At 67.4% G+C, this 16,573-nt stretch carries 13 protein-coding genes; 7 read left to right on the top strand and 6 right to left on the bottom strand.

Features of this window, described 5'->3' with window-relative positions; genetic code table 11:
• Window positions 1-39 precede the first annotated feature (39 nt).
• Window positions 40-1,338, bottom strand: coding sequence for a serine hydroxymethyltransferase (gene glyA / locus BW981_RS01220; protein WP_076435495.1), 1,299 nt, complete (start codon window positions 1,336-1,338; stop codon window positions 40-42).
• 263 nt (window positions 1,339-1,601) lie between these two features.
• Between glyA and BW981_RS01225 the strand changes: the two genes are divergently transcribed.
• From BW981_RS01225 to BW981_RS01255, 7 genes are all read left to right on the top strand, one after another.
• Window positions 1,602-2,858 carry an SAM-dependent methyltransferase gene (locus tag BW981_RS01225; protein WP_076435497.1) on the top strand — a complete coding sequence of 419 codons (1,257 nt, stop codon included), beginning with the start codon at window positions 1,602-1,604 and terminating at the stop codon, window positions 2,856-2,858.
• Between the two features lie 54 nt (window positions 2,859-2,912).
• The gene (locus BW981_RS01230) at window positions 2,913-4,253 is read left to right on the top strand and encodes a branched-chain amino acid ABC transporter permease (protein WP_210188636.1); all 1,341 of its coding nucleotides are present in this window, start codon (window positions 2,913-2,915) and stop codon (window positions 4,251-4,253) included.
• Between the two features lie 15 nt (window positions 4,254-4,268).
• On the top strand, window positions 4,269-5,525 hold the full coding sequence (locus tag BW981_RS01235) for a threonine ammonia-lyase (protein ID WP_076435501.1): 1,257 nt from the start codon (window positions 4,269-4,271) through the stop codon (window positions 5,523-5,525).
• A 53-nt stretch (window positions 5,526-5,578) separates the two neighbouring features.
• Complete coding sequence (locus tag BW981_RS01240; RefSeq protein WP_076435503.1) at window positions 5,579-6,058, top strand: RDD family protein; 480 nt, start codon at window positions 5,579-5,581, stop codon at window positions 6,056-6,058.
• A 109-nt stretch (window positions 6,059-6,167) separates the two neighbouring features.
• Window positions 6,168-6,941 (top strand): arginyltransferase, encoded by a 774-nt coding sequence (locus BW981_RS01245; protein ID WP_076436702.1) that lies wholly within the window; start codon window positions 6,168-6,170, stop codon window positions 6,939-6,941.
• A 155-nt stretch (window positions 6,942-7,096) separates the two neighbouring features.
• Window positions 7,097-8,122, top strand: coding sequence for a DUF2336 domain-containing protein (locus BW981_RS01250; protein ID WP_076435505.1), 1,026 nt, complete (start codon window positions 7,097-7,099; stop codon window positions 8,120-8,122).
• 85 nt (window positions 8,123-8,207) lie between these two features.
• Window positions 8,208-8,807 carry a hypothetical protein gene (locus tag BW981_RS01255; protein ID WP_076435507.1) on the top strand — a complete coding sequence of 200 codons (600 nt, stop codon included), beginning with the start codon at window positions 8,208-8,210 and terminating at the stop codon, window positions 8,805-8,807.
• Between the two features lie 36 nt (window positions 8,808-8,843).
• Here the strand turns inward: BW981_RS01255 and parC are convergent, their stop codons facing one another.
• The 5 genes from parC to BW981_RS01280 form a co-directional block, all read right to left on the bottom strand.
• Entirely contained in the window at window positions 8,844-11,093 is a 2,250-nt protein-coding gene (gene parC, locus BW981_RS01260; RefSeq protein WP_076435509.1) for a DNA topoisomerase IV subunit A, read from the bottom strand.
• A gap of 120 nt (window positions 11,094-11,213) precedes the next feature.
• Window positions 11,214-11,957: a DNA repair protein RecO gene (gene recO, locus BW981_RS01265; RefSeq protein WP_076435511.1), complete on the bottom strand. Its 744-nt coding sequence runs from the start codon at window positions 11,955-11,957 to the stop codon at window positions 11,214-11,216.
• Window positions 11,958-11,962: 5 nt separating this feature from the next.
• Entirely contained in the window at window positions 11,963-14,173 is a 2,211-nt protein-coding gene (locus BW981_RS01270) for a RelA/SpoT family protein (RefSeq protein WP_076436703.1), read from the bottom strand.
• A gap of 166 nt (window positions 14,174-14,339) precedes the next feature.
• On the bottom strand, window positions 14,340-14,732 hold the full coding sequence (gene rpoZ, locus BW981_RS01275) for a DNA-directed RNA polymerase subunit omega (protein ID WP_076435513.1): 393 nt from the start codon (window positions 14,730-14,732) through the stop codon (window positions 14,340-14,342).
• A gap of 102 nt (window positions 14,733-14,834) precedes the next feature.
• Entirely contained in the window at window positions 14,835-16,559 is a 1,725-nt protein-coding gene (locus BW981_RS01280; RefSeq protein WP_076435515.1) for an ATP-binding protein, read from the bottom strand.
• Between the last annotated feature and the right edge of the window lie 14 nt (window positions 16,560-16,573).

Consider the following 16,573-nt stretch of genomic DNA (forward strand, 5'->3'; position numbering starts at 1 on the left):
GCCGGTTGGCCAGCCTTTCTCGGAACCCTCAGGCGATCCTCAATAGATCGGGAAGCGCCCCGTCAGCGCCTTGACCTTGGCGGCCACGGCCTGCTCGTTTGCGGCATTGCCCTCTTCCCCACTGGCCGAGAGGCCGTCCAGCACCTCGGCGATCAGCTCGCCGACCTGCTTGAACTCGGCGACGCCGAAGCCGCGCGAGGTGGCGGCCGGCGTGCCGAGGCGAACGCCGGAGGTGGTCATCGGCTTCTCGGGGTCGAAGGGGATGCCGTTCTTGTTGCAGGTGATGTGGGCGCGGCCGAGCGCGGCTTCCGCCGCCTTGCCGGTCAGCCTCTTGGAGCGCAGATCGACCAGCATCAGGTGGTTGTCCGTGCCCCCGGTGACGAGGTCGAAGCCCTTCGACTTCAGCGTCTCGGCCAGCGCCTTGGCGTTGGCGACCACGGCATGGGCATAGGTCTTGAAGTCGGGCTGCAGCGCCTCGTGGAAGGCCACGGCCTTGGCGGCGATGACATGCATCAGCGGGCCACCCTGGATGCCGGGGAAGATCGCCGAATTGAACTTCTTCGCCAGCGCCTCGTCATTGGTCAGGATCATGCCGCCGCGCGGGCCGCGCAGCGTCTTGTGCGTCGTGGTGGTGACGACATGGGCATGCGGGAACGGCGAGGGATGGGCGCCGCCGGCGACGAGCCCGGCGAAATGCGCGATGTCGACCATGAAATAGGCGCCGACCTTGTCGCAGATTTCCCGGAAGCGGGCGAAGTCCCAGTGGCGGGCATAGGCCGAGCCGCCGGCGACGATGACCTTGGGCTTGTTCTCGACCGCGAGGCGCTCCAGCGCGTCATAGTCGATGAGCTGGTCGGCGACGCAGACGCCGTAGGAGACGACGTTGAACCACTTGCCGGACTGGTTGACCGGCGCGCCATGGGTCAGGTGCCCGCCGGCGGCGAGGTCGAGGCCCATGAAGGTGTCGCCCGGCTGCATCAGCGCCATGAACACGCCCTGATTGGCCTGGCTGCCGGAGTTCGGCTGGACATTGGCGAAGGAGCAGCCGAACAGGCGGCAGGCGCGCTCGATCGCCAGCTTCTCCGCGATATCGACGAACTGGCAGCCGCCATAATAGCGCCGGCCCGGATAGCCCTCGGCGTATTTGTTGGTCATCACCGAGCCCTGCGCTTCCAGCACGGCGCGGGAGACGATGTTCTCGGAGGCGATCAGCTCGATCTCGTCGCGCTGACGACCGAGCTCCAGTTCGATGGCGCGCGCGATCTCGGGATCGACATCACCGAGCGAGGCGCCGAAGAAGGAGTTCGAGAGGTGCTTGTCCAGCGCGGCTTCGGTCATGTCCGGCTCCTGAGGGAAGGCCAGTCGGTGGCGGCCCGTCGCGGCGTCCCTATCACGCGCGCCGGGGCTGTCCAAGCCATCAATCGCCGCAGCCGGACGGCTCCGGCCTGACGGCTCGCCTGCCGGCGCAGGCCGTTCCCTTTTCGCGCGCGATGCTCTAAAGCGCGGCCACCGGCGGCACCGGTCAAGACAGCGGCTTCTGCGGCCCGCGATGCGAGAGCGGACTCGCAGCGCTGGCGCTACCGCTTCGCGAGGACATCCCGATGGAACGCCTTCTGCGTGCCGCCCTGTCGCAGCTCGTGACGAGGGGCAACCTCCGCGTTACCCTGCCTGACGGCCGCAGCTTCACCTTCGGCGATGACACGGGGGATCCCGTCGCGATCCGCTTCGCCGACGCCAAGGCGGTGCTCGGCTTCCTGACCGATCCCGAGATGCAGCTCGGCGAGCTGTTCATGAACCGGCGGCTGATCGTCGAACAGGGCACAATCTACGACTTCCTGGCGCTGGTGCTGGCCGGCGCCCGCGGCCAGCCGGCCGCATGGTGGGAGCGCGGGCTCGACCGGGCCCGCTTCCTGCTGCGCCACGTCACCACGCGCAACACGCGAGACCGCTCGCGCGACAACGTCGCCCGTCACTACGACCTCGACGACCGGCTCTATGCCCTCTTCCTCGACGAGGACTGGCAATATTCCTGCGCCTATTTCGAGCAGCCGGACCAGTCGCTCGACGACGCCCAGCTCGCCAAGAAGCGGCACATCGTCGCCAAGCTCCTGGTGGAGCCGCATCACCGCGTGCTCGATATCGGCTGCGGCTGGGGCGGGATGTGCCTTTATCTGACCGAGACGGCGAAGGCGCGCGAGGCCTTTGGCGTCACCCTCTCGACCGAGCAGCTGGAGGTCGCCCAGCGGCGCGCGGCCGAACGCGGCGCGAGCGAGCGGGCGCGCTTCGCTCTGCAGGATTACCGGGACGTCACCGGCACCTTCGACCGGATCGTCTCGGTCGGGATGTTCGAGCATATCGGCCCGCGCTTCTTCTCGGGGTATTTCGAGACCTGCCATCGCCTCCTCGACGAGAACGGCGTCATGCTGCTGCACACGATCGGCTGCTCGGACGGGCCGAACCACCCAAACCCCTGGCTCAACCGCTACATCTTCCCCGGCGGCTATCTGCCCTCGCTGTCCGAGATGATGCCGGCGATCGAGAAAGCGGGCCTCGTCGTCACCGATGTCGAGATCCTGCGGCTGCATTACGCAAAAACGCTGCAGCATTGGCGCGAGCGCTTCATGGCGCGGCGCGACGAGGCGCTGGCGCTCTATGACGAGCGCTTCTGCCTGATGTGGGAATTCTACCTGGCGATGAGCCAGACCGCCTTCGAGTATCAGGACGTCGCAGTGTTCCAGGTGCAGCTCGTCAAGCGGCAGGAGGCCGTGCCGCTGACGCGCGACTACATTGCCCAACGCGAAGCGAGGCTGCGCGAGGCCGAGAGCGGGACGGCGCTGCGCGTGGCGGAGCGGGGCTGACCGCGCCGCATGCAGGTTCCAAACCGGCGCATGCGGCGTTACCGTCGCAAGCGCATGCGCCCTCTCCTGCTCTCGATTCTGGCCCTGCTGATGGCCGCTCTGAGCGGCTGCGGCGACGATTTCGACACCGACCAGGCGCGGCTGTGCCGGCAGGCGATCCCGCCGCTGAACCAGGATGGGGCCCGCATCGAGATCGAGCGGACCGCCACCGGCCCGTTCAGGCGGGCGCTGCGCATCTATTATCTCGTGCAGATCGGCAATGGCATCGCCCGCCAGCGCAGCGTCGATTGCCTGTTCGGCACCCGCGAGAACGGCCTGGGGCGGCCTCAGCTGATCGGCATCGCCGCGGACGGGCGCCCGCTGCCCGATGCGAGCTTCTATTTCCTGAGGCGCTTTTATCTTGAGGATCGCGGGGATCCGCCGCCCGATCCGGCGGTCGGCGCAGTGCAGGATCTTCCCGCCATGCCGTCGGCCCTCGCCTATGGCGTCCAGCAGGGCCTGAACGCCCTGCCCTCGGCCGCGATTTACAGCCTCCTCGCCTGCGCCTATGCGCTCGTCTACGGCCTGACCGGGCGCATCATCCTGTGCTTCGGAGAGTTCGCGGCGCTGGGCGCGCTGGCGTCCGTCGTCGGCGTGGCGCTGCTGCTCTCGCTGGCTGTTTCGACGCCTCTGACGGGGCTGGCCGTCGCCTTCGTCGTGGCGGTCCTGGTCGCGGCGCTGCACGGTTTTGCGATGGGCCGCTATGTGCTGCGGCGACTGGAGCGCTCGAGCGGCCAGCAGATGCTCATCGCAACGATCGGCCTCGCCATCGGGCTCTCGGAATATCTGCGGCTGATGCAGGGGCCGCAGTTGCGCTGGCTGCCACCGGTCTTCAACACGCCCGTCCCCATCGCCCATGCCGGCGCCTTCGTCGTCACGCTCAATCCGATCGCGACGCTGCTGACGCTGGTCGGGCTGGGCGCGACGCTCGGCCTCGTGCTGCTGATCCGCCATACGGCCTATGGCCGTGCCTGGCGTGCAGTGGCGGACGATGCGCCCACGGCCTCGCTCTTCGGCGTCGATCCGCGCGCCGTGCACGATGTCGCGGTGATCATCGCCTGCGCGCTCTGCGGCATGGCGGGCGTGGTGGTCACCGCGATTTATGGCGGCATGGGGTTCGCAGGGGGCTTCTCCCTGGGGTTAAAGGCGCTGGTCGGCGCGATCCTCGGCGGCATCGGCTCGGTTCCGGGCGCGGCTCTCGGCGGTCTTTTCATCGCGCTGTTCGAGGCCGGCTGGTCTTCCGCCTTTCCGATCGAGCAGCGTGACCTCGCCGTCTACCTCCTGCTCGCGGTCGTGCTGATCTGGCGGCCGGGCGGCTTCTTCGGCGACCGCGAATTGACGCCGCGCCAGGTTTGACCGCAGCTTGCCGCCATGAGCCGCTCGACGACAGACGATTTCGCCATCACTCCCGCCGACATCGACGCCGCAGCCCGGCGCATCGCCGGTCATGTGCTGCGCACGCCGCTGGTGCCGGCCCCGCGCCTCTCCGAACTGACCGGGGCGACCGTGCTGGTGAAGCACGAGAACATGCAGGCGACGGCCTCCTTCAAGGAGCGCGGCGCGGTGAACAAGCTGCTCTCGCTCAGCGAGGCGGAACGGGCGCGCGGCGTCATCGCGATGTCCGCAGGAAACCACGCGCAGGCCGTGGCCTATCACGCCAGGCGCTTCGGCATCCCCGCGACCATCGTGATGCCGGAGACCACGCCACTGGTGAAGGTCGAGAACACGCGCGGCCACGGCGCGCGCGTCGTCCTGCATGGCGAGACGCTCTACGAATCCGCCGAGAAGGCGCATGAGCTGGCCGGCAGCGAGGGACTGGTCTTCGTCCACCCCTATGATGACGCAGCCGTCATGGCGGGACAGGGCACCGCGGCGCGGGAGATGCTGGCGGACGAGCCCGACCTCGACGTGCTGATCATCCCGCTCGGCGGCGGCGGGCTGATGGCGGGCAACGCGGTGGCGGCCAAGGCGATCAAGCCCGGCATCGAGCTCATAGGCGTCGAGGCCGAGCTTTACCCCTCCTTTTCCAACGCGATCCACGGGCACGACAGGCCGATCGGCGGCGCGACCCTGGCCGAGGGCATCGCGGTCAAGACGGTCGGGCGGATGACGCTGCCGATCGTCTCCAGCCTGGTCTCGGACATCGTGCTGGTCGGGGAGGATCTGATCGAGCGCGCCGTCAACGCCTATGCCTGCCTGCAGCACACGCTGGCCGAGGGCGCGGGCGCCGCGGGGCTCGCGGCCATGCTGAAGGAACCCGAGCGCTATGCCGGACGCAAGGTCGGCCTCATCCTCTGCGGCGGCAATATCGACACCCGCCTGCTGGCAGCGATCATGGTGCGCGAGCTGGAGCGTGAGGACCGCATCATCGCCTTCCGTCTGACCTCCAGCGACCGGCCTGGGCTGCTCGGCAAGATCGCGAGCCTGCTCGGCACTGAGGGCGCCAATATCCTCGAGGTCAGCCATGGCCGCCTCTTCCTCGACGTCCCGGCGAAGGGCGTGACGCTGGACGTCACCGTCGAGACCCGCGGCGAAGCGCATTCGCGGGCGATCGAGGCGGTTCTGGCGGAAAACGGCTTCGCGCCGCGGCGGATCCTGCCCCGCGGTCTTGCGGAACCGGCGCGCTGATCAAACATTATGGTTCGGGCCGCAGTTCGCGGCGCGATGGAGACGAGCGTTCGATGAGCGATACCCGCTACGGCACCACCCGGCAGCCGCTTTCGGCGCTGGATGCGCAGCCCTACCAGAACACCAGCGGCGTGCTCGGCGCCCGGCTGTTCGCCTGGATCGTCGATATCGTCGTGCTGTTCTTCCTCGGCTGGATGGTCTTCTTCCTGCTGTTGCTGCTCGGCGTGGTGACGTTCGGAGCGACCTGGTTCCTGATCCCGGCCGCCACAGTCGCGACGGCGCTCGGCTACGCGGCCCTGACGATCGGCGGCAGCCGGCAGTCCACCTGGGGCATGCGCGTCGCCGGGCTGAGGGTCGAGACCGCCAATGGCGGGCGCCCGGACGGGATCGTCGCAGCCGTGCATGCGCTGTTCTTCTATGTCGCGGCCGGCACCGTGGCGCTCTGGCTGCTGGATGTCGCCTGCGGCTTCTTCCGCGCCGATCGGCGCCTCGGCCACGATCTGCTGACCGGGCTGGTCGTCGTCAGGGCCTGACGCAAGACGTGCCACGGCCGCGCCATCGTGCCCCGGCCATGATCGCCGCTTGTTGCCGCCGCGCGGGCTGCTACACTCGCGCGGCGAAGCTTTGCCGGAGTCCGTCGACGTGACGCGCCCGTTGCGGGATGCCCCGCAATTCTACCTGACATCTCCGACCACGTGCCCCTATCTGCCGGGTCGCGAGGAGCGGAAGGTGTTCACCCATCTGGTGGGCCCACGCGCGCCGGACCTCAACAACGTCCTGTCCCAGGGCGGCTTTCGGCGCTCGCAGAGCATTGCCTACCGCCCGGCCTGCGAGACCTGCCGTTCCTGTGTCTCCGTCCGGGTCCCGGTGGAGGATTTCCGCTGGTCGCGCGGCTTCCGCAAGGTGCTGGCGCGCAATGCGGATCTGGTCGGCGAGGTGCGCCCGCCCCAGCCGAAATCGGAGCATTACTCGCTGTTCCGCTCCTATCTGGACATCCGCCATCCCGATGGAGGCATGGCGACGATGACGGCGCTCGATTTCGCGATGATGATCGAGGACACCCATGTCGAGACTGGCCTGATCGAGTATCGCCGGCGCGGCCCCGATTCCGGCTTCACCGGGCGCGGCCAAGGCGACCTCTTCGCCATGGCGCTGACCGATACGCTGAACGACGGGCTGTCGATGGTCTATTCGGTGTACGATCCCGGGCTGGAGGCGCGATCGCTCGGCACCTTCATGGTGCTCGACCATGTCCTGCGCGCCCGCAAGCTCGGCCTGCCTTACGTCTATCTCGGCTATTGGGTCGAGGGCTCGCCCAAGATGGACTACAAATCACGCTTCCTGCCGCAGGAGCGGCTGATGCCGCAGGGGTGGGAGCGTGTCGAGCGCAACGACCTCGCCTCCGACGACGCTTGAGACGGCCGGCTGGCGCCCCGACGCGACAGCAGCGAAGCAGAACGTTAACCAACCGGGCGGCGATGCAGCCTCGGGCGGTGGCTTCCGCGGCAAACTTAAGAGTAAATCAAGCGGAGGTCGCGGAAGGTTCCCGGACGTTATTCCTGGGGGAATCCATGCTGCGCAACCTGACCCGGATGCAAACCGACCTATCGTCGGATTCGCGCCGGCAGCTGCTCAACGCCGTCACCGACCTCTTCCTGCTGGACGAGGACCCGAACGAGGCGAGCAAGGAGCATTACGGCAACATTGCGGTCACCTCGCTGCCGCATCTGGCGGATGACGACCGCAAGGGATACGCCGACCGCGTCGCGGCCATACCGACCCTGCCGCGCAACGTGGCCACCACGCTGGGAACCGACTCCAATGCCGATGTCGCCCGGCTTGTCCTGAAACTGTCGCCAGTCCTGACCGACACCGACCTGGCCGCCATCGCCGTCAGCCAGTCGCAACAGCATCTGGCGGCGATCGCCGATCGCGCCCGCCTGTCGGAAAGCGTCACCGACATCCTGGTCGAGCGTGGCGACCAGACCGTGCTGCACACCGTCAGCGCCAATGAGGGTGCGGCGTTCTCGGACAAAGGCTTCGACAGGCTGCTGGAGCGCGGCGACGGCGATGCCGCCATTGCCGGCAATCTCGCCCGCCGCTCCGATCTGGCGCCACAACGCGCGGAGCGGGTGCTGCGCATCGTGGAGCAGCTGTCGGAAGGCGGCGCATCGCAGGGGCCGGCCTCGCCCGAAAGCGCCTCGCTCGCCCGGCAGGCCCGGCAGCAGCGCCTCGAGGTCAAGCTCCTGCTCGCGGACCTCGCGACGAAGACTCGCGAGGTCGACGACGTGCTGACCATGCTCGCCGACGAGGATCGCGCCTATCATCTTGCCCAGGTGCTCGGGCAGATCGCGGGCATCACTGTCGAGCAGGCGCTGCGCGTGCTGATGCAGCGGGATGCCAGCGGCATCGCCGTCACCTGCCGCTCGCTCGGCATAGGCCCCACCGCCTTCCGCGCGCTCCTGCAACTGCGGGCGCGGCGCCTGTACTTCTCGCAGAGCGACATCGACGACGATGTCGACGGCTACGCCAAGCTCGATCTCGCCACAGCGGAGCGGACGCTGCGCTTCCTGAAGCTGCGCACCAAGATCGCCTGATTGCAGGATCGGCCATAAATCGGCGACATTGCCGAGGCCTCATGCTAGCTTCAGCCGACCGAACCGGCGCGAGGATGGCTTCGACGTGAGAATTCCGGTTGCTTTCGCCCTGGCTTGCGCCTTTGGCGCCATCGCGACGGGCGCGGCCCGGGCGCAGACCTTCCTGCCGATGACGGGTTTCGCCACGCTCCCCTCCTTCGCCTGGGACCAGCCGTCGCTCTCACCCAAATGGGAGGGGTCCTATGCGCGCATCTCCTCGGGCTTCCAGGTGACCAGCGGCAAGAACATCCGCACCAGTGCCGGGCCGACCATCGGGCTGGAAGCCGGGACGATGCGGCAAGAGGGCAATTTCGTCTACGGCATCGTCGGTGCGATCGATTACGCCCCGGCCATCGGCGGCTACGGCACGCCGAGCTTCGGGAACGTCGCCTATACGCGCGATGTCGCCGGCGCCTTCCAGATCAAGGCCGGCGTGCTCGCGACGCCCGACGTGCTGATCTACGGCAAGATCGGCATGAGCGCTGCGAACGAAACCTGGCGCTATGGCGCGACGCCGTTCTCGTCACCCTTCAGCCGCAGCGAGATCGCGGTCAGGCCGGAGGCGCGGGCCGGCGTCGAATGGCAGGTGACCGACAAGCTGAAGCTCGGGCTGGAAGTCGGACTGGTCGGGCAACAGCTCCGCTGACGGCCAAACTGCCGAGCCGCCCCTACAGACAGCGTCTCACCCGACGAATTTGTTCGTGCTGGGGAACTGAGCGGGCAGTGGAAACGATCCGCTTTCGCCGCGGTGGCCGAGCCATTTGGTGAGATCGTTCGGCGCAACGGTGCGAGTCCGGCCCGATTTATCGAGCCATGTCAGGCCCTCCGCCAGCGTAAAGACCTTCGCATCCGAGACGCCATCGGTCTTGTAGCGCTGCAGACGCACGCCCTTGCCGCGCCCCATCTCGGCCACTTCCGAGATCGGAAAGCAGAGCAGCTTGCGGTTCTGGCCGATGATGGCGACATGGTCGCCCTCGACCGGCGCGGCGAGCAGCGCGACATGGCCCCCATCGACATTGAGCACCTGCCGGCCCTTGCGGGTGTTGGCGACGACGTCGTCTGAGGGAGCGACGAAGCCCCTGCCCTCGCTCGTCACCATCAGCAGTTTCGAGCCCGGCTTGTAGGGGAAGGCCTGGACGATCTCGGCCGTCTCCTCCAGCTCGATCATGAGCCGGATCGGATCGCCGAAGCCACGCCCGCCGGGGAGCTTCGAGGCATCGAGCGTAAAGACCTTGCCGTTGGAGGCCAGCACCAGCACCTTCGCCGTGGTCTCCGTGAAGAAGGCCGTCTGCAGCGCGTCGTCGCCCTTGAAGGAGAAGCTCGACTTGTCCTGCACATGGCCCTTGAGCGCGCGGATCCAGCCCTTCTTGGAGATGACGACGGTGATCGGCTCGCGCTCGACCATCGCCTGCGTCAGGTCGATATCGGTCGTGTCGGGCATGTCGGCGAAAGTGGTCCGGCGCTTGCCGATCGCGGTTTCGGGGCCGAAGGCTTTCTTCACCTGCCGGATGTCCCAGGCGATGGTCTTCCACTGCGTGGCATCGGAGGCGAGCAATTCCTCGATCTGCCCCTTCTCCTTGGTCAGTTCGTCGAGCTCGGTCTTGAGCTGCATCTCCTCCAGCTTGCGCAAGGCGCGCAGGCGGGTGTCGAGGATCGCGTTGGCCTGGACCTCGGTCAGCTCGAAATACCGCATGAGCTCGACCTTCGGCTCGTCCTCCTCGCGGATGATTTTGATCACCCGGTCGAGGTCGAGATAGACGATCAGCAGGCCACGCAGGATCTCGAGCCGCTTCTCGATCTGCCCCAGGCGGAAGCGCGAGCGCCGCTGCAGCACCTCGCGGCGGTGATCCAGCCAGGCCCGCAGAGCCTCGGCGAGGCCCAGAACACGCGGCACGAGCCCGCCCGTCAGCACGTTCATGTTCATCGGAATGCGCGCTTCCAGCTCGGAGAGCCGGAACAGCGATTCCATCATAAGATTGGGATCGACGTTGCGGGCGCGCGGCTCGATGACGACGCGGATATCCTCCGCCGATTCGTCGCGCAGATCGGCGACCAATGGCAGCTTCTTGTCGTTCAGGAGTTCGGCGATCTTCTCGATCAGCCGGCCCTTGGAGACCATGTAGGGGATTTCGGTGACGACGACATGCCAGGCGCCGCGCTCCAGATCCTCCCTGACCCAGCGCGCCCGGGTGCGGAAGGCGCCGCGCCCGGTACGATAGGTCTCCTCCATCGAGGCCCTGGATTCCACGATGATGCCGCCGGTCGGGAAATCCGGCCCCGGCACGAAGGTCATCAGCTTCTCGGACGGCGTATCCGGGTGCTGGATCAGGTAGAGCGCCGCGTCGCAAAGCTCGGCCGCGTTGTGCGGCGGGATCGAGGTCGCCATGCCGACCGCGATGCCCTGCGAGCCGTTGGCGAGCAGGTTCGGGAAGGCAGCGGGGAGCACCACCGGCTCCTCGTCCTCGCCATTATAGGTCTCGCGGAAATCGACCGCATCCTCGTCGATGCCATCGAGGAGGAGGCGCGCGACCTCGGTCATGCGCGCTTCGGTGTAGCGGTAGGCGGCGGCGTTATCGCCGTCGATATTGCCGAAATTGCCCTGGCCGTCGACGAGCGGGTAGCGCTGGGCGAAATCCTGCGCGAGACGCACCAGCGCGTCGTAGACGGACTGGTCGCCATGCGGATGGAACTTACCGATGACGTCGCCGACGATGCGGGCGCATTTCTTGTGGACCTGGCCGGGATCGAGCCGCAACAGGCGCATGGCATGGAGGATGCGGCGGTGGACCGGCTTCAGCCCGTCGCGCGCGTCCGGCAGGGCGCGGTGCATGATGGTGGAGAGCGCATAGGCGAGATAGCGCTCCTCGAGCGCCGATTTCAGATCGATGCGCTCGGATTCGTCCTCCGGCGGCGGATCGACCGGTTTGCCCATACGCTGTCAGCCCTCATGCCTGTCCATTCGTGCGGCCTCTATGGCACAGCGCGAATCGCCCCGCCAGAACGATGCCGGGACGAAGCAGCCCGCGCAAACATGAGCGTGGGGAAATCGCGATCAAACAGTGGATGATTCGCTGTTTCGGCCGGCGAGCTCGATCAGCCGTTCCCGCTCCGGCGGCTCGCGCAGGCCGCGCGGCTCCCAGATATGCCTGCGGAGGAAGAAGCCGGTCAGCGCAAAGCCGGCGAGGATTTCGGCGGCGGAGGGAGAGCGCCCGCCCTGCCCTTCGGCGAGAAAGGCCGGGAGCGCCAGCAGGCGGTCGAGATAGGGGGCGGCGGCGGGCCGGCTCACGGCCTTGCCTGATTTCGGCGAGACATGGGTGAGCTGGTCGGTCGAGCCGGTCGCCGCGCATCGGGTCAGATCGAGACCGAAGCCGAGGTCCGACAGCATCGCCAGCTCGAAGCGCACGATGAGCGCCGGTGCCAGCGCCGGTTCGTCGAGATGGCCGACGAGCAGGGCGAGGCCTTCATAGAGGCCGGGGTGCGGGTCGCGCTCGGGCAAAAGCCGCAGCAGTCCGGCGAGCGTCCCCAGCCCATAGAGCGCCACGGGTGCCGCGATCAGCCGCGCCGCATGGGACGTCATCAATTCGACCTTGTACTCGCCGAGATGCTCGTCGAGCCGCGCACGCCAGGTCAGCGAAACCGCGTTGCCCGGCTGGAGCGTCGGCTGGGCCTTGTGTGAGCGGCCTCCCCTGACGAGGCCGAGATGGCGGCCATGATCGCGCGTCATCACCTCAAGGATCACGGCGCTTTCGCCATGCGCCCTGAGGCCGATGATCGTGCCCTCGTCGGTCCATTCCATGCCGGCTAGCCCAGCACGCGGTCCACCCGGCTGATCTGCCGCTTCTCCCGCAATTCGCTGATGATCGCCGAGAGGTGCTTCAGGTCCCAGACGCTGAGGTCGATGGTGACGTCGGTGAAGTCCGGATTGGGCCGGTGCATGTGGACGGAGTCGATATTGCCGTCGTGCTCGGCGATCGTCGTCGTCACCTGTGCCAGGGAACCGGGCTCGTTCAGCGATTTCAGGGCGATGCGGGCGGGAAAACGCTGCGGCGCCTTGTCGTCGAGGTCCCAGCGGACATCGAGCCAGCGATCGGGCTCGTTGTCGAAGGCGGCGAGCGCCGGCGACTGGATCGGATAGATCGTCACGCCTTCGCCCGGCGACATGATGCCGACGATTCGATCCCCGGGGACGGCACCGCCATCCGGCGAGAAACGCACCGGCAGATCGCGCCCGAGCCCGCGGATCGGGATGGCGTCGGTGCCCGGCTCGCCCGGCAGCTTGAACTTGAGGTTGTCGCCCTTGCCTAGCTCGAACCAGCCCTTGCCGGGAGCTGCGCCGTTGGGCCGGGACTCGGCGGGGGTGCGCTTCTCCGGCTCCAGATCGGGATAGACGGCCCTGAGCACGTCGCCTGAATACATCTCGCCGCGCCCGACCGCCGCCAGCACGTCGTCGACCGTGTTGCGGGCCAACCGCTTCAGCGCGGCCTTGAGCTTGTCGTCGGAGAAGACGCGCTCGACACGCGAGAAGGCGCGCTCGAGGATCTGACGGCCGAGGCCGGCATATTGCCGGCGCACGGCGGTGCGGGTCGCGCGGCGGATCGCGGCGCGGGCCTTGCCGGTGACAACGAGCGCCTCCCAGGCGGCGGGCGGGGCCTGCCCCTCGGCGCGGGTGATCTCGACCTCGTCGCCATTCTGCAGCTCGGTCAGAAGCGGGGCAATGCGGCCGTTGATCTTGGCGCCGACCGCGCTGTTGCCGACATCCGTGTGGACCGCATAGGCGAAGTCGATCGGGGTCGCACCGCGCGGAAGGGCGATCAGGCGGCCCTTGGGCGTGAAGCAGAAGACCTGGTCGTGGAAGAGTTCGAGCTTGGTGTGCTCCAGGAACTCCTCGGGGCTGTCGCCCTCAGCCAGCAGATCGACCGTGCGGCGCAGCCATTGATAGGCGCGGCTCTCGTCGGCGAGCTGGATCGGCTCGCCGGGGCGGCCGTCCTTGTAGTGGGCATGAGCGGCGATGCCGAATTCCGCGATGCGGTCCATGGCGTCGGTGCGGATCTGCAGTTCGACGCGGCTATGGCCCGGCCCCACGACCGTGGTGTGGATCGAGCGGTAGTCGTTCTGCTTCGGCGTCGAGATGTAGTCCTTGTAGCGACCCGGAACCATCGGCCAGGTCATGTGGACGATGCCGAGCACGCGGTAGCAATCCTGCGGCTCCTCGACGATGACGCGGAAGCCGAAAATGTCGGAGAGTTGCTCGAAGGAGACGGATTTGCGCTCCATCTTCTTCCAGATCGAATAGGGCCGCTTGCGGCGCCCGGAGACATCCGCGGCGATGCCGCTCGCGGCGAGTTTCTCGCGCAGGTCGAGCTCGATCGCGCCGATGACCTTGCCTTCGCGCTCGGTCACCTCTTCGAGCCGCTTCGTGACGGTCTCATGCGCTTCCGGCTTGATGTGACGGAAGGCGAGCTCCTCCAGCTCCTCGCGCAGTTCCTGCATGCCCATGCGGCCCGCGAGCGGAGCGTAGATCTCCAGCGTCTCCTCGGCGATGCGCAGGCGCTTTTCCGGCAGCACGAAATGGAGCGTGCGCATGTTGTGGAGCCGGTCGGCGAGCTTCACCAGCAGCACCCGGATGTCGTCGACGATGGCGAGCAGCAGTTTGCGGAAGTTCTCGCCCTGGGCCGCCTTCTTCGAGACGAGGTCGAGCTTCTTGATCTTGGTGAGACCATCAACCAGCCGGCGAATCTCGGCGCCGAAGAAACTCTCGATCTCCTCAAGCGTCGCGGCCGTATCCTCCACCGTGTCGTGGAGGACGGCGGCGACGATGGTGGCGTCGTCGAGCTTGAGATCGGTCAGGATCGCCGCAACTTCCAGCGGATGCGCGAAGAAGGGGTCGCCGGAGGCCCGCTTCTGCGTGCCATGCGCACGCATCGCGTAGACGTAGGCCCGGTTGAGCAGGTCCTCGTCGGTGTTCGGATTGTAGCTCCTGACCCGGTCAACGAGCTCGTACTGCCGCATCATGCCCATGCGGGCCCTAGCCTCGTCCTGCGGTTGTCGCAACGTTCGATTATCGACGGGGGCTTCAATGGCGGCAAGGCGTTTTCCAGAAAGCGGGCATGAAAAAGCCCGGCATCGCCGGGCTTTAGGGCAGCAAGGTGAAGGAATTCCGCGATCACGCGGAACGCGCTCAATCCTCGTCGTCGGCGCTCTCGGTCGGGGGGACCAGACCGTCGAGCCCGCGCAGGAGATCTTCCTCGCTCATGCGGTCGAACTGAACCTCGGCGTCGGCGCCGGCGGCAGCCGCGGTGGGGCTGGCGAGCAGCGGCACGGCCTCCGCCTCCGGCTCGTCGACCTCGACATGCTTCTGCAGCGAGTGGATCAGGTCTTCCTTCAGATCCTCGGGCTTCAGCTTCTCGTCGGCGATCTCGCGCAGGGCCACGACCGGGTTCTTGTCGTTGTCGCGGTTGACCAGGATCTGCGATCCCGAGCCGATCATGCGGGCGCGATGGCTGGCGAGCAGGACCAGTTCGAAGCGGTTCTCGACCTTGTCGATGCAGTCTTCAACGGTGACGCGAGCCATGGCGGCTCCTTCCGATCTCGGCGATGCAGGGAAATGGATTTGTGGAGGGCCATACAGGCAATGCGCCGCCGATGCAAGAATTTCGGGGCAGCAGGCGGGCCGTCAGGCTCGCATGCGCCTGACGATGTCGTCGAGCGTCGGGTCGAAACGCGGCCCGTCGGGAACAGTCCTGCGGCTGCTCATCGCCGGCAGTTCGTGGGGCGCGAGCGTCGCGAAGCGCATCCGCATCGTGGTCGCCACCCCCTCTCCGAAAGCGATCGCCTCGCGATTGCCGATCGAGGCCAGGAAGGCGATCGTGCTCGCCGAAGCGTCGGAGATCGCAGACCGGATGATCTGCTGGTCCCGCTCGTTGGCGAGCCGCATCGCGAAGATCGTCGAGCATTGCGACAGGATCGTGGGATCGAGCTCACCTGGCCGCTGCGTCACGACGCCGAGATAACAGCCGTATTTGCGGCCCTCCTTGGCGATGCGGGCGATGGCCTGGCGCGTCGGCGCAAAGCCGAGCCTTGGGTCGCTCGGCACATAGCGATGCGCTTCCTCGCAAAGGACCAGCACCTCCATCGCGCCCTGGCTGGCCATGGCGATCTCGAAGGCCAGCCGCGACAGGACGGAGGCGACGGCGTTCACCACCTCGCCCGGGAGGCCGCCGAGCTGAAAGGCGGTGATCGGCCGGCCATGCAGCGGCACGCGGAAGATCTGCGCGAGGATCGGGGCCACCGTCTCATGCATGTTGGCCCGGCCGAACATGAACTGGTAGCGCGGATCGGCATGCAGCGACTCCAGCCGCACCTTCAGCGAGCGCAGCGCGGGCCTCGGCCACCGCAGTTCGTGAAGGCCGATCAGTTCATCGATCGCCGCGAAGATGTCCTTGACGCGGTAGGGCGTCGCCACGTCGGACGCCGTCCCCTGCGCCGTGGACGCCGGATCGGCCCCGGCGCGCTGGCCGCCGTGATCCAGAGGCCGCTTGAGCAGGGGTGACGCGAAGTCCCGCGCGTTGTCGGGAACGGCTGGCAGACGATAACGCGCCCGCGCCGTCGCCACGACCTCGCGGAGAATGTCCGGCTCGTCGGGCAGCGTGGGACGGCCGCGGAACACGACGTCGGCCAGCTCCTCCTGTTTGAACATCCAGATGGGAAGGTCGAGCGCCTCTCCATCGATCGTCAGCGCGAGATCCGGAAAAGCGCTGGCATATTCGTTGTGCGGATCGAGGATGAGAACCCTCAGGCGCGGCCGGACCGCCACCGCCCGGCGCAGGAGCAGGGCGACCGCGCTCGACTTGCCAACGCCGGTGGTCCCCAGCAGGGCGAAGTGACGCGACAGCATGCCTTCCATGTCGACGGTGGCGTCGATACTCGCATCCTGGGTGATCTTGCCGATGACAACGCCCTTGCGGCCGCCGAGCTCGTAGACCAGTGCGAGGTCGGCGGCCCGGATGCGATGGGCGACGGCGCCGATCGGCGGATAGCCGGTGATGCCGCTCTGGAAACGCGGGGCACCGCCGCCCGTGCCGTCGAGCACCTCGCCGAGAAACTCGACCTCGACGCGGATCGGGTTCTCGGCCTCGTCGTTCCAGGTCGGCTCGACGGCATGGACCTTATAGACGAGGGCGACGATGCGGCTCTGGCCGAGATTGATCGAGATCAGCTTGCCGATGGCCCAGGCATCCGTGGCGAGCCAGCTTCCGGTCGAGACGGCGCTGAGGATCGTGGCCCGCCCGCCATCGCAGCCGATCACGCGGCCGATCACGCGCTCAGGAGGCTGCTGGGCGTTGCGGCGGTCGTTCATGATGTCGGTGTTGAAAAGCCCCGCTTCGACGGCGAGCTGCATGTCTTTACCCGTTC

The organism is Allobosea sp. TND4EK4 (assembly GCF_900156025.1).
Taxonomy (GTDB): Bacteria; Pseudomonadota; Alphaproteobacteria; order Rhizobiales; family Beijerinckiaceae; genus Allobosea.